At 70.0% G+C, this 14190-nt stretch carries 11 protein-coding genes; 6 read left to right on the top strand and 5 right to left on the bottom strand.

Features of this window, described 5'->3' with window-relative positions; genetic code table 11:
- Positions 1–8 precede the first annotated feature (8 nt).
- Positions 9–1742, top strand: coding sequence for a glycoside hydrolase family 6 protein (locus AC07FA_RS16590; protein ID WP_479076179.1), 1734 nt, complete (start codon positions 9–11; stop codon positions 1740–1742).
- Here AC07FA_RS16590 and AC07FA_RS16585 read toward each other — a convergent pair.
- Positions 1739–2410, bottom strand: coding sequence for a VanZ family protein (locus tag AC07FA_RS16585; protein ID WP_479076178.1), 672 nt, complete (start codon positions 2408–2410; stop codon positions 1739–1741). The genes AC07FA_RS16590 and AC07FA_RS16585 overlap by 4 nt on opposite strands.
- Positions 2411–2499: 89 nt before the next feature.
- Between AC07FA_RS16585 and AC07FA_RS16580 the strand changes: the two genes are divergently transcribed.
- Positions 2500–3000 carry a tetratricopeptide repeat protein gene (locus AC07FA_RS16580; protein ID WP_479076177.1) on the top strand — a complete coding sequence of 167 codons (501 nt, stop codon included), beginning with the start codon at positions 2500–2502 and terminating at the stop codon, positions 2998–3000.
- Between the two features lie 254 nt (positions 3001–3254).
- On the opposite strand, the gene rpmG is transcribed toward AC07FA_RS16580, so the two are convergent.
- Positions 3255–3419, bottom strand: a complete 165-nt coding sequence (gene rpmG, locus AC07FA_RS16575; protein WP_479076176.1) for a 50S ribosomal protein L33 — start codon at positions 3417–3419, stop codon at positions 3255–3257.
- A gap of 364 nt (positions 3420–3783) precedes the next feature.
- Between rpmG and AC07FA_RS16570 the strand changes: the two genes are divergently transcribed.
- Positions 3784–5217, top strand: coding sequence for a PP2C family protein-serine/threonine phosphatase (locus tag AC07FA_RS16570; protein ID WP_479076175.1), 1434 nt, complete (start codon positions 3784–3786; stop codon positions 5215–5217).
- A 42-nt stretch (positions 5218–5259) separates the two neighbouring features.
- Here AC07FA_RS16570 and AC07FA_RS16565 read toward each other — a convergent pair whose 3' ends face one another.
- Positions 5260–6753 carry a DNA-binding protein NsdB gene (locus AC07FA_RS16565; protein WP_479076173.1) on the bottom strand — a complete coding sequence of 498 codons (1494 nt, stop codon included), beginning with the start codon at positions 6751–6753 and terminating at the stop codon, positions 5260–5262.
- 231 nt (positions 6754–6984) lie between these two features.
- Between AC07FA_RS16565 and AC07FA_RS16560 the strand changes: the two genes are divergently transcribed.
- Together AC07FA_RS16560 and AC07FA_RS16555 are read left to right on the top strand one after the other, a co-directional pair.
- On the top strand, positions 6985–8118 hold the full coding sequence (locus tag AC07FA_RS16560) for an aminoglycoside phosphotransferase family protein (protein WP_479076172.1): 1134 nt from the start codon (positions 6985–6987) through the stop codon (positions 8116–8118).
- Positions 8119–8259: 141 nt separating this feature from the next.
- Positions 8260–9648 carry a CoA transferase gene (locus AC07FA_RS16555; RefSeq protein WP_479076171.1) on the top strand — a complete coding sequence of 463 codons (1389 nt, stop codon included), beginning with the start codon at positions 8260–8262 and terminating at the stop codon, positions 9646–9648.
- 66 nt (positions 9649–9714) lie between these two features.
- Here the strand turns inward: AC07FA_RS16555 and AC07FA_RS16550 are convergent, their stop codons facing one another.
- Positions 9715–11046: an N-acetylmuramoyl-L-alanine amidase gene (locus tag AC07FA_RS16550; RefSeq protein WP_479076170.1), complete on the bottom strand. Its 1332-nt coding sequence runs from the start codon at positions 11044–11046 to the stop codon at positions 9715–9717.
- 318 nt (positions 11047–11364) lie between these two features.
- Between AC07FA_RS16550 and AC07FA_RS16545 the strand changes: the two genes are divergently transcribed.
- Complete coding sequence (locus AC07FA_RS16545) at positions 11365–13587, top strand: terpene synthase family protein (RefSeq protein ID WP_479076168.1); 2223 nt, start codon at positions 11365–11367, stop codon at positions 13585–13587.
- Between the two features lie 14 nt (positions 13588–13601).
- On the opposite strand, the gene AC07FA_RS16540 is transcribed toward AC07FA_RS16545, so the two are convergent.
- Positions 13602–14102, bottom strand: coding sequence for a hypothetical protein (locus AC07FA_RS16540; RefSeq protein ID WP_173310419.1), 501 nt, complete (start codon positions 14100–14102; stop codon positions 13602–13604).
- Positions 14103–14190 lie beyond the last annotated feature (88 nt).

Genomic DNA, 14190 nt, shown 5'->3' with positions numbered 1-14190 from the left:
GAACTCTCATGAGCCGCACGAGCCGCACCCCCGTCCGCAGATCACGCACCGCCCTCATCGCGGCGGGAGCTCTGGTCGCCGCCGCGGCGGGCACCGCCGCCGCAGCCGTACCGTCGGCGGCGGCAGCCGCCGGATGCACCGTCGACTACAAGATCCAGAACCAGTGGAACGGCGGCTTCACCAGCGCCGTGACCGTCACCAACACCGGAGACGCGGTCAACGCCTGGCAGCTCCAATGGTCGTTCGCCGCCGGCGAGCAGGTCTCCCAGGGCTGGAACGCCACCGTTTCGCAGAGCGGCACCGCCGTCACCGCGAAGAACGTCTCGTACAACGGTTCGCTGGCCACCGGTGCCTCCGCCTCCTTCGGCTTCAACGCCACCGGCAACGGAAACAGCACCGTGCCCGCGACGTTCAAACTGAACGGGGTCACCTGCAACGGCGGCCCGACGGACCCGACCGACCCCACGGACCCGACCGATCCTCCGACGGGTGACCGCGTCGACAACCCGTACGTGGGCGCCGACGTCTATGTGAACCCGGAGTGGTCCGCGAAGGCCGCGGCCGAGCCCGGGGGCTCCCGCGTCGCCAACGAGCCCACCGCCGTATGGCTCGACCGCATCGCCGCGATCGAAGGCGTCAACGGCGGCATGGGCCTGCGCGACCACCTGGACGCGGCCCTCGCGCAGAAGGGCTCCGGCGAGCTCGTCGTCCAGCTCGTCATCTACAACCTGCCGGGACGCGACTGCGCGGCGCTCGCCTCCAACGGCGAGCTCGGGCCCACCGAGATCGGCCGGTACAAGACCGAGTACATCGACCCGATCGCGGCGATCCTCGCCGACCCGAAGTACGCCGGGCTGCGCATCGTCAACACGGTCGAGATCGACTCGCTGCCGAACCTGGTGACCAACACCGGCAGCCGCGCCACCGCCACCCCGGCCTGCGACGTCATGAAGGCCAACGGCAACTACATCAAGGGCGTCGGATACGCGCTCAACAAGCTCGGCGACGCCCCCAACGTCTACAACTACATCGACGCCGGACACCACGGCTGGATCGGCTGGGACGACAACTTCGCCCCGTCGGCCGACATGTTCAAGGCGGCGGCCACCGCCGAGGGCGCCACGGTCAACGACGTGCACGGGTTCATCACCAACACCGCCAACTACAGCGCGCTGAAGGAGGAGAACTTCTCCATCGACGACTCCGTCAACGGAACCTCCGTACGGCAGTCGAAGTGGGTGGACTGGAACCGCTACACGGACGAGCTGTCCTTCGCCCAGGCCTTCCGCGCCAAGCTGGTCTCGATCGGCTTCAACTCCGGCATCGGCATGCTGATCGACACCTCACGCAACGGCTGGGGCGGCACCGCCAGGCCCACCGGACCGGGGGCGACGACCAGCGTCGACACCTACGTGAACGGCGGCCGTTACGACCGGCGCATCCACATGGGCAACTGGTGCAACCAGTCCGGAGCCGGCCTCGGTGAACGACCGCAGCCGGCACCGGAGCCCGGCATCGACGCCTATGTCTGGGTGAAGCCCCCGGGCGAGTCGGACGGCTCCAGCAAGGCGATCCCGAACGACGAAGGCAAGGGCTTCGACCGGATGTGCGACCCGACGTACACGGGTAACCCCCGTAACGGCAACAGCATGTCCGGCGCGCTGGCGAACGCCCCCGTCGCCGGACACTGGTTCTCCGCCCAGTTCCAGGAGCTCATGAAGAACGCCTACCCGGCGCTCTAGCGGCGACGACGGCCGGGTCGCGGTGCTCCCCCGACGCGACCCGGCCGGTACTTCCGGATACGGGCGATCAGTGCCCGGCCACGAGCCGGAGCGGACGCGCTCCGGCTCTTTCGGGCGGCGGCCGGAGCCGGGGCCGGAGCCGGCGGCGGCGGGGGTACCGGCGCCGGTGCCGGTGCCGGGGAGGCCTCTCCGAGGGTGTGATAGCGATGGCTGAGCCGGCGGCCCACCAGCAGATACCCGAGCAGGGCGCCGGACGTATTGAGGATCACGTCATCGATGTCGAAGGCCCGGCCCGCGACGAGCGCCCCCTGGATGAGCTCGACCACCACCATGACCGCCACCGTCAGGAGCGCCATGCGGATCATCCGCAGCCTGCGCGCCACCAGGATCGGCAGCAGCACACCGAACGGTGCGCCCAGCAGCAGATTCCCGCCCGCCTGCTTGCAGGCGGCGAGGAAGGTGTAGTCCTCGGCGTACTGCCGCAGCGACCGTCCGGGCCGCAGGTTCGACGTCACGAGGTCTTCCGAGGCCGGTGACGGCGTGAGCGTCACATGGGCCAGGACCACGGAGAAGGCCACCAGCCCGAGGACCGCAGCCACGAACATCGCCGCCCGGACCAGCAGTCGGCCCCAGCGTCTCTTTCCGGTCCGTTCCGTCTCAGCAGTCATGGGCGAAAGACTGCCCCGAACTTCCTTGACCACACGCGAGGTCGGGTACCCGCGGTCGGCGGGGCCGGCCTGCCTGCGACGATGAGGGCATGAGCGCACAAGACAAGGACACGTTGCTGGCCGAGGCCGTACGGCTGCGGGTGGAGGGCCGCCCCGAACGGGCCAGGGAGCGTCTTCTCGCGCTCACCGCCCAGTTCCCCGACGCGGCCGATGTGGCCTATCAGACCGCATGGGCCCATGACGTGCTGGGACTGGAGGCGGAGGCGGTGTCGTACTACGAGCGCGGCCTCCAGCTGCCCGGCCTCACCGAGGAGGACCGCCGGGGCGCGCTCCTCGGTCTCGGCAGCACGTACCGCGTACTGGGGAGGTACGGGCAGGCAGTCGAGACGCTCCGCCGTGGTGTGGCGGAATTCCCGGACGACGGGGCGCTGCGGAGTTTCCTCGCCATGGCGCTCTACAACATCGGCGAGCACCACGAGGCGATGGAGATTCTGCTGCGCCTGGTGGCCGCGACGAGTACCGACCCTCACGTGGCGCGCTACCGGCCGGCCATCGAGCACTACGCGGCGGACCTCGACGAAAGCATGTGACGCCTACGGAGCCGGGCGACGCCCCGGTGCGCGGGCCAGGGAAAAGCGGGCCGGGGAAGAAGGGATGCCCCGGCCGGATCGGGGGAATCCGGCCGGGGCGGCTCAGGGGGTGGGCGCGAAGGGCCTCCGCTTTCGGCAGGGCCGTTCACCCACACATAGATGAACGGTAAACCATCCTGCCCGGTTCCCAAGAATCGCCACCCCCGGATGTGACCGAGAGCACCGACCGGGAACCGTCACCACCCCTCACCAGGTCAGCGAGCCTCCCGGAAGAGGACGTGCTGCCCCGCCGCCGGGTCGTACTTGCGCAGCTGCAGCCGGTCGGGGTTGTTACGACGGCTCTTGCGCGTCACATAGGTCTGCCCCGTTCCGGCGGTCGACCGGAGTGTGACTACGGGCCTGGTCTCACTGCGTGCCATGGGCACCTCCAGATGCGTGCGCCGACCCCCTCCCGCGATGGGAATGGGTGTCGTTTTCGTTCATTCTGGTGACGTAACGCCGGACGGGGCGGCGCCATTCCCGGACCAGCCCCCAGGGGGCGCGCGCTGACGAAAATCTCGCGCGGGCGTGCGCCGAATGCCCGGAACCTCACCAAGGGGCTCCTCAACGCCCCTTAAAAGGCAAGGGTGTTCGGAAGAGCCTCACTTCGCGAGGCCCATGGCATATGCCAGAAGCAACAACGTATCGAGTGTTGCCAAATCCCTTACGGCCTCCCGCAGCCTGTGCAACAGTCGTCTCGGTCCACCTTGAGACCTGGCCGCCGCGCCTGTATCGGAGTACGAGATGCCGTCCCATCTGTTCGCGGACCGCCCCGCACCACAGCCTCCCGAGCGAGATGCCGTCGATGCGTTGATCCACCGGGCCCGTCGACTGCGCGGAGATGTGGACGCCGTGCGGCGGGACGCCGTGGTGATCGACGAGGACGATCCTCAGCTGCGCTGGCAGCGCGCGCTCTGCGACCTCGCGGTCCACCATCTCGACGACCTCGACGGACATCTGGGACAGCTCAGGGAAGGGCTGCCGGTCCAGGCGACCGCGGAGCCGGAGCCGACGAGCGCCGAGGGGCGCGGAACCGACGCACAGCCCGGCTCGCTGCTCAGCAGAGTCGGCAGCGCCGAATGGAATCTGCTGACCGACGAGGTCAGCTGGTCCGAGGAGCTGTACGAGATCTTCGGCAGGGCCCCCGCGTCGGGGCCCCTGTCCCTCGACGAGCTGCCGTCCGTCCTCCTCCCCGAGGACCAGCCACTGCTCACGTCGATGGTGACGGCCTGCCTGGTCGACGGCAAACCGATAGACGGCGAGTTCCGCATCCTGCGGAACACCGGTCATGTGCGGACGCTGCACATGATGGGGGAACCCGTGCTCGACGCCGACGGCTGCACCGCCTCCATGTGGGCGGTCCTGCGCGATGTCAGCGAGCTGCGGCGCAGCCAGGGCGTCGTCGTCAGGACCCGCGACTCGGTGAACCACGAACAGCACAGGGCGCGGACCGAACACCGGATGGCCGTCGAGTTGCAGGAGGCCGTACTGCCTCCGTGGCGTGGTTCGCTCCGGCTGCCGCGGCAGGGAGCCGGAGCTCTCGACCTCGCCGGCCACTATCTGCCGTCGGAGTCGAGCGACCTGATCGGCGGCGACTGGTACGACGCGCTGGAGCTGCCGGACGGCAGGACACTGCTCACGGTCGGCGATCTGACCGGCCACGGCATCCCGGCCACCTCGGCCATGGCGATGCTCCTCGGCGCGCTGCGCGGCATGGCCGTGGCCGGGATCGAACCCGGAGCCCTGATGGGCCATCTCAACCAGCTGCTCGAATCGACGGTTCAGCCGGCCCTGGGCAGCGCCGTGTGCTGCCGCTTCGACCCCACGACCGGCACCCTCGCCTGGGCACAGGCGGGGCACCCCGCGCCCCTGCTGTTCCGCGACGGAACGGGGCGTCCCCTGCCCCGGCCCGACGGCGTACTGCTCGGCGCGGCCTCCGGGGTCGCCTACGAACAGGACCAGGTGCGGCTGCTGCCCGGAGACGTGCTGCTTCTGCACACGGACGGCCTGACGCGTCGCAGGGACCGGGGTGCGGGCCCGGAGACACTGCTCGCTCTCGCGCCGCGCTTCGCACAGGCCCGCACGGCGCAGGACTGTGTACGAGCCGTTGTCGAGGAGTTCGGCGGGACCGAGCGCCTGGACGACGCGTGTGTGTTGGTTGCCCGCATCGGAGGATGAGGCGGGCGGACGAACGGGGGCAGTCGCCCGCGTCGTCCGGCTTCAGATCTGGCTGCCCCGGGACTTCTTGAACGTGCTCTGGGGCAGGGCCATTTCGATCTCCTCGCGCAGATCCTCGATCTTCGCGTACCCCGCGAACTGGCCGGTGAGCCGGTACATCTCGCGGAGCCTGTCCCAGGTACGGTGCGAGGAGGTCTCCCCCATCGACACCAGGGCCAGCCGTGCGTACCGGTCGGCCTGCTCGGGGTCGTCGGCGATGAAGCAGGCCGAGGCGAGTGAGATGTAGTCGAAGATCTTGGACCGCTGACGACCGTTGATACGCAGGTCCAGCGCCCGCTTGGCATGGCGCTGCGCGGTGGAGGCCGCCGCCGGATCGTGCTCGGCCAGCGTACGGAACGCGAGTGCCTGCATACCGTGCATGTCCGCCTCGTCGAACATCTGCATCCAGCTGGGCGGCGGAACGTCTCCCTTGTCGGAGACGAAGAGCTCCTCGGCCTCCCCGAGGGTGCGCCGCATGGCCTGGCCACGCCCCATGGACGCCTGGGCCCATGCCTCGATGGTGTGCAGCATGGCCCGGGTACGGGGCAGTGTCTCGTCGCCGGAACCGGACTTGGCGAGCTTCATCAGGTCCAGGGCGTCGTCGGGACGGCCCAGGTGCACCATCTGGCGTGCCGCCCTGGACAGTGCCTCGCCCGCGCGTGGACGGTCGCCGCCCTCGCGCGCCGCGTGGGCGGCGATGACGAAGTACTTCTGGGCCGTGGGTTCGAGGCCCACGTCGTGGGACATCCAGCCCGCGAGCACGGCGAGATTCGCGGCGACGCCCCACAGGCGGCGCTGGAGGTGGTCGGGGTGGCGGTAGGAGAGCATGCCCCCCACTTCGTTGAGCTGGCCCACGACCGCCTTGCGCTGGAGGCCGCCGCCGCGGGAGGCGTCCCAGGCGCGGAACACCTCGACCGAGCGTTCGAGTGCCTCGATCTCCTCGGAGCCGATGGGGGCCGCCTCGTACCGGTCGAAGCCGGCGTTGTCGGCGTACATCGCGTCATTGAGGCGTGGAGCGTCGGCCGCCGGAGCGGGGTCGGAGTGCAGCCAGTCGTACATGGCGCTGGTGAGAGCTGAGCCGGCGGCGAGCGCGGCGCCCGCGCCCACCAAGCCGCGTCGGTTGAGCATGAGGTCCATTCCCGTGAATTCGGTGAGGACCGCTGCCGTCCGTTCGGGCGCCCACGGCAGGCCGTCGGGATTCTTCTCCGTCCCCGCGTCCCGCCGTTTCCCCACACGCCCGCGTCGGCCGAACCCGAGGTCCTCGATGGTCACGACACGGCCGAGTCGCTCGGTGAACAGAGCTGCCAGCACTTCGGGCACGGGATCGCGTGGGGACTCCCCCATGTCGATCCAACGCCTGACCCGCGAGGTGTCGGTCGCCAGTTGGAGGTGGCCCATGGCCGCCGCCTGTCGGTTCACCATTCTCGCGAGTTCGCCCTTGGACCATCCGGCCAGGCCGAACAGGTCGTTCAGGCGGGTGTTGGGTTCTCCGCTCACGTCAAGCCCCCAGGTTCTCGGCTGACTTGACACTAACCCCCTGGCAAAGGCGGGTCGACTATTCGCCAGGGTTCGCCAGGGTGCGCCAGATGGTCTGCCACCCGCGGCCCGGTGTAAGGTAGGAAAGCGCCACCCCGCCCGGCAGCCCTAGGTACTCCCCAGGGTGCCGGACGGCCGCCGGCCGGGGCGGCGCACGCAACTTGTCGGCGCACGAAGGGATCTGTCTCGCTCATGTACACAGCATCGTCCTCCGTGTCCGCCCCGCCCCGCCCGCTCCGTCCCATGGGGGCGGGTGGCGGGCCGTATCTCGACCCCCACGCCGCGCCGGCGCCCGGCCTGGGTCGGATGAGGCGGCCGGCGGGGCTGGGTACACAACCGCTCAGCGGGAGAATCGACTTGTCCGGCCCCCAGGGCGCACAGCTGAGGATGGCCATCGCCTCGGTGCACCGCATCTGCCCTGAGTTCAACCCCGTGCAGGTGCTGCGGCGCAGTGGCCGGTCCGTCCTCATCGTCGGCACGACCGGGCGCACCACCGCCGTGGCCAAGTGCTTACTGGACCACTCCCCCGCGTGGACGGAGCGGTTCCGCCACGAAATAGCTGCATACCGCGCCTTCGTCCGCCATCGCCCACCGGTGCGGGCACCCCGGCTCATCGCCGCGGACCCGGAGAACTGCACGCTGGTGATCGAGCGCATGCCCGGACGGGTCGCGGCTCTGACGAGGCATCCGGTGGAGGCCCCGCCGAGAGCGGATGTGCGGGCGGCTCTCGGAGCGATCAGCCGGCTCAACAGCTGGCGGCCGCCCGCGGGCCTGTTCGAGGCTCCGCTCGACTACGCGTCACGGATCGCCCGCTATCACGAGTTGGGGCTGTTCACCGACCGTGACCTCGGTGATCTGCAGAAGCTGCTGCACGGTCTGGCCCACGCGGGCAACAAGCAGGTCATGGGGCAGTTCTGTCATGGCGACGCGCTCCTCTCGAACATCCTGCTGTCGCCCACCGGTCCTGTGCTGGTCGACTGGGAGCACGCGGGCTGGTATCTGCCGGGGTACGACCTGGCGACGCTGTGGGCGGTGCTCGGTGACGCCCCGATGGCGCGGCGTCAGATCAGTCAGCTGGCCCAGGTCAACGGCCCGGCGGCGCGTGACGCGTTCCTGGTGAACCTCATGCTCGTACTGACGCGGGAGATCCGTACGTACGAGACCGCTGTCCAGCGGACCATGCGGGAGGCGCCGCCCGCGGGCGGCGGCCAGGAGCGGCCGGGTGCTCTCTCGTCGGGCGAGGAGCAGCGGCTGTTGCTGCGCAGGCTGCACGACGACTGCGCGATGGCGCGCCGGGCCGTGCGTGCCGCTGTGGGGACCCGCTGACCGCACCGACGGGGGAAGAGCGTGCTGCGGGACCGGTGCCGACACACCGGTTCGGCAGCACGCTGTTCGCTGTCCGGGGCTCAGGTCCGGGGCCATGACGCACCCCTTCCTGCGGATGTCACTGAGTGCCATAGTGGGGGCATGAATTCGCCGATCACGGCCGGGACCTCGCACGCTTGGGCGGCACTGGGTGCCGATTCGTCTCTGGTCGACCGGGTCTCCTTCGGGGGCCCGTCCGGAGGGCTGCCGGCCCGGCTGCCTGTCATGGAGCTGGCGCGAGCCACCGTCGCGGTGTGCTCGCTCGCGGCTGCCGAGCTCACGTCCGTACGCACGGGGCGCCCTGTTCCCCGGGTGCGGGTCGATGACGAGGCAGTCGCCGCGGCGTTCCTCAGCGACCGGCTGGTGCGGGTCGACGGGCAGGCGTGGTCGACCTTCTCGCCGCTGTCCCGGTTCTGGCGGGCGAGCGACGGATGGGTTCGTACGCACGCCAACTACCCTCACCACCGGGCCCGATTGCTCGCCGCTCTCGGGGTGCCGGGGGACGCCGGCGAGGGCGCGGTGGACGCGGTGGCCCATGCGATCGCGGGGCTCACCGCGGCGAAGGTGGAGGAGACCGGGTACGCGGCGGGCGGTCTGGCCGTCGCGGCACGCAGCCCCGAGGACTGGGCCAGGAGCGAGCAGGGAGTACTGGTTGCGGGGCAGCCGCTGCTGACGACGACGCGCATCGATGATGCCCCGGCCCGGTCGCTCGGTGATGCCGCGCTGCCGTGCGCGGGGCTGCGCGTCCTGGACCTGACCCGCGTGCTGGCCGGACCGGTCGCCACCCGCACGCTGGCGTTGCTCGGCGCTGACGTGCTGCGGATCGACGCCCCACAGCTGCCGGAAAGCCAGGAGGCCCACAACGACACGGGGATGGGGAAGCGCTCGACCACCCTGGACCTCGGGGAGGCCGCCGACCGCAGGCTCTTCGAGGAACTGCTCGGTGAGGCGGACGTGGTGGTCACCGGTTACCGGCCCGGCGCGCTGGACCGGTTCGGACTGGCACCCGAGGCGCTCGCCGAGCGCCGTCCGGGTCTCGTGGTCGCCCAGCTCTCCGCGTGGGGCCGTTACGGGCCGTGGCACGAGCGGCGCGGCTTCGACAGCCTGGTCCAAGTGGCCACCGGCATCGCCGAACTGGAGGGGTCCTCGGCCTCGCCCGGCGTGCTGCCCGCCCAGGCGCTCGACCACGGCACCGGTTATCTGCTCGCGGCCGCGGTGCTGCGCGCGCTCACCGAGCAGCACCGCACGGGCGGCACGCGCCTGGCCCGTCTGGCCCTGGCGCGGACCGCGCACTGGCTGATCCACGACCTGGCACCCGCTCCCGGCGAGGACGAGGGCTTCGACGCCGAGCACCGGCTGACCGGGACCGACAGCCCCATGGGGCGGCTGCGGCACGTGCTGCCGCCGGTGTCGTACGAGGGGAGCCCGGTGAACTGGGCACGCCCGCCGGGCCTTTGGGGGACGGACGCCCCGGTGTGGGACGGCGCCTGACGAACACCTTCGGGGTGGTGCGCCCGTCCCACCTGCGCGGTCGTGGGCGCCCCCCTGAGGCTGTCGTCAGCGTGCTCGCACCACGTCCACGTCCGAGGTCCTCACGAAGCCGACGCGGTGGCCGATCTGGACCGTCACGTACTTCTCCTTGCCGCTGAAGTAGGTGTGGTCGTACGGCTTCGACGAGTCGATCGTCGGTGCGTAATAGTACCCGGCAGGCGCTTCGCCGCCGCCCGGGAACGCCTGGCCCGGCTTGATCGTGTACGGGAGCGCCGTACCGATCCGCTGGCCCGTGAAGTCGGCCGGGTAGTCGGCCTTGTCCGGGTAGGCCACCCCGTACACCGGCACCTCGCCCCTCCCGGCCTTCGGTTTCACGACGTAACCGGAGGTCGGGGTGGTGACCCCGGCGCCGGGCGGGGTCCGGAACCACGCCTTCTGGCCGTACCACCAGATCGCCGTCCAGCCCTCGGCGCGGTCGGCGACCACGGCGCGCTGGGTGGCGGTGATCTTGCTGCCCCAGTCGGCGGCGCAGTCGGTGCCGGGAGAGCCGTCGGGGTGGAGTCCGGGGTCGGAGAACAGCGGTGAGGCCTCGTCCGGCGCGGTGTGCAGCGGGACGGCGCTGCTGCCCTGGAGCGGCAGGTCGACGCCCTTCTCGCAGTCACGGAACGCCTGCTTGTTGCTCGTGAAGTCCGCGCTGACGGTGATGAGTTCACTCCTGGGTGAGGCGCTCGGCACGGTCGGCCTGCCCAGCAGTGCCATGAAGCGGTTCCAGTCCCAGTACGGGCCCGGGTCCCAGTGCATGTTCCTGGTTCCGCCGGTACTGGTGGGCGGCACCGAGTCGTGGCCGATGATGTGTTCGCGGTCGAGCGGGATGTCGTACTCGGCCGCGAGGTGGCGCACGAGCTTCGCCGTCGACCGGTACATCTCGGGGGTGTACCACTTGGCGCCCTCGGCGGCGACGCCTTCCTGCTCGATCCCGATGGAGTGGGTGTTGAGGTACCAGTTGCCCGCCTGCCAGGCGACGTCCTTGTTCTTCACCATCTGCGTGACGTGACCGTCGGCGGAGCGGACGACATAGTGGGCCGATGCCTGTTTCAGCGGGTTCTGGAAGATCTTCAGCGTCGTCGCGAAGTCGACCTCGGTGTCGTGCAGCACGATGAACCTGATCTTGTTGGTCCTGGGCCGGTCCGACGTGTCGTAGTTGCCGTACGTCGCCTTGTCGGCCGGGTCGCCCGTCTGCTTGTAGGCCGCGGGCACCCAGTCGCAGTCGAGGGAGCGCGGGCACTCCGGCCGCGTCTCCTGCGCACCGGCCTGGGCCACCGGGGCCATCAGTGCGACGCCGAGCGCCCCCACCGTGGTCAGAGCGAGAGCGAGTCTGGTCCTTTGCCTGGACGTCATGACAACCCTTCCGAGAACCGGTGGTGAGCGCACACACTCTGTGGCGGGTGGTGATGGCGCGTCAAGTGTGCTGCGGGGATGGCAGAACGAGCCACTGGACCAGACCACTGACAGTGCGTCTGACCTGCGGCCGGAAAGATCCGTCCGGGGCGCTGCCCGGTTCCGTTACCTGAGCTTTACGAGACCTCCGGCGACCCGCCTGAATTATGTGACTAATGCGGGTTGTGCGTGCCCCGGATGGCCGAGGGGTAGTGCTGGCGCGGACAGCACCGGTCCGCGCGAACAGCGCGCGGATGTACTCGGAAAGGCCGCAGGCACATGGCACAGCCCTTCTCACTGCCGGACTTCTATGTTCCGTATCCGGCACGGCTCAATCCTCATGTGGAGGAGGCCCGGCGGCACACCAAGGAGTGGGCACGCCGGATGAACATGCTGGAGGGGTCCGGCGTCTGGGAGGAGAGCGATCTCGACGCCCATGACTACGCACTGCTCTGCGCGTACACCCACCCCGACTGTTCGGCCGACGCCCTCTCGCTGGTCACCGACTGGTACGTGTGGGTCTTCTTCTTCGACGACCACTTCCTGGAGACCTTCAAGCGGTCACTGGACCGGGAGGGCGGGAAGCGGTATCTGGACCGGCTGCCCGCCTTCATGCCGATGGATCTGGCCGAGGGGTTCCCGGAACCCGAGAACCCGGTCGAGGCCGGGCTCGCCGACCTGTGGGCGCGTACGGTGCCGTCCATGTCGGACGCCTGGCGCGCCCGGTTCGCCGAGAACACCGAGCATCTCCTGAACGAGTCCCTGTGGGAGCTCTCCAACATGGACGAGGGGCGGATCGCCAACCCCGTCGAGTACATCGAGATGCGCCGGAAGGTCGGCGGGGCGCCCTGGTCGGCGGGGCTGGTGGAGTTCGCGGCGGACGCGGAGGTCCCGGCCTCGGTGGCCGGATCACGGCCGCTCGGGGTGCTGCGGGACGCCTTCTCGGACGCGGTGCATCTGCGCAACGACCTCTTCTCGTACCAGCGCGAGGTGGAGGACGAGAAGGAGAACAGCAATGGCGTGCTGGTCCTCGAACACTTCCTCGGGTGTACGACGCAGGAGGCCGCCGACGCCGTCAACGACCTGCTGACGTCGCGGCTCCAGCAGTTCGAGAACACCGCGCTCACGGAGGTGGGCCCGCTCTGCGCCGAGAAGGGGCTCACGGCCGCCGAGACGGCCGCCGTGTTCGCGTACACCAAGGGCCTCCAGGACTGGCAGTCCGGCGGGCACGAGTGGCACATGCGGTCCAGCCGCTACATGAACGGCGGCGGCGTACCGGCCGGGCCCGCCGATTCCGGCTGGGGCATGGCCGCCGCGTCGGTCCGTCTCACCCCGCGTGCGGAGGCGGCCCGCCTGCGCAGCCATACCCATGTGCCGTTCCAGCAGGTCGGCCCGTCCATCCTTCCCGACTTCGATCTCCCGTACCCGCTCACCCTCAGCCCGCACCTGGCGGCCGCCAGGGACCGGAACATCGTGTGGGCGCGGCGGATGGGCATGCTCGAACCGGTTGCCGGACGGCCCGGATCACATGTCTGGGACGAGCGCCGGGCGCGCAACATCGATCTGCCGCTCTGCTCGGCGGGCCTCGATCCGGACGCGACGCCGGAGGAGCTGGATCTGTCGTCGAACTGGCTGACGTGGGGCACGTACGGCGACGATCTCTATCCGGTGATCTACGGGCGCACCCGCGACCTGGCCGGGGCGTGGGCGGCCAATGAGCGGCTGCGGCTGTTCATGCCGCTGGACGGCGGGCCCGTTCCCGAGCCGTCCGACGCGATGGAGCGTGGTCTCGGCGATCTGTGGGAACGGACGGCCGGGCCGATGGACGACGCTTCGCGGCGTACGTTCCGCACGGCGGTGGACGACATGCTCAACAGCTGGCTGTGGGAGCTGGCCAACCAGGCGCAGAACCGCATTCCGGACCCGGTCGACTACATCGAGATGCGGCGGTTCACGTTCGGCGCGGACATGACGATGCGGCTGTGCCGGCTGTCGCACGGCGACCAGGTGCCCGCCGAGGTCTACCGCAGCGGACCGATCCGTTCGCTGGAGAACGCCGCGGTCGACTACGCGACGCTGCTCAACGATCTCTTCTCGTACCAGAAGGAGATCGAGTACGAGGGCGAGGTGCACAACGCCGTCCTGGTCGTGCAGAACTTCTTCGGGGTGGACTATCCGACGGGCGTGTCCATGGTGCACGAGCTGATGAAGGGACGGATGCGGCAGTTCCAGCACGTCATCGAGCACGAACTGCCGGTGCTCTACGACGACTTCGCACTGGGGGTGGAGGCCAGGGAGATCCTGGACACCTATGTGCTCGATCTGCAGAACTGGCTGGCCGGGATTCTCAACTGGCACCGCTACTGCGTCCGCTACAACGACGCCGACCTGCGGTCGGGTACGGGTGGCGCGCCGTGGCACCTCAACGGGCCTACGGGGATCGGCACCGCGTCGGCCAGGGCGGTGATCTCCCTGCTGACGCCGAGCCCCGTGAGCACGTAACGGCCGCGGGCGTGTCAGCCCTGCTGGAAGAGCTCTGCGGGGAGCGGCTTCAGCAGTGCGTACAGATCGTCGGTGATCGGCCGGTCCCAGCTGGCGATGGTGACCAGGACGCCGTCGCTCCGGTCGAACTGGACGCAGGAGATACGGCTCTCGGAGAGCTTGACGCGCCGGACGATCAGGAGGTTGTCGCCCTGCATGACCGGGGAGTCCTCGGTGCCTGTCACCTCGACCGGCTCGTCGTTCTCCAGTGCGAGCAGCAGCTGGGCGACCTCGAAGGGGACCTGGCCCTCTTCGGTCTCGCGGGCGGGCGAGCCCTCGGGCAGATTACCGATGATCATCGCCGGGCCGCGCCCGCCGAACAGGTCGTACCGCAGAAACACGCCCTGGCAGGTCCCGTCGGGGGCAGGAAGCAGACCGGCGCCGAGGTTACCGGGCCAGTCCCCCGGGTCCATGGCCAGGACGTCGAAGTCCGGGCCCGCGGGTGTGGCGGCGCTACGGCGGCGGAGGAAGGACATGCCGACATGGTACGTGTCCCGGCTCACGTTGCGGAGCCGGGCCCGGCCCCCGGGTGGCTGTGACCGGCGCTTTCGGGTGACCGGTGAC

This window comes from Streptomyces sp. NPDC045968 (genome assembly GCF_056430475.1).
The sequence above is the reverse complement of the archived record's forward strand: the minus strand, read 5'-3'. Positions and strand labels throughout refer to the sequence as shown.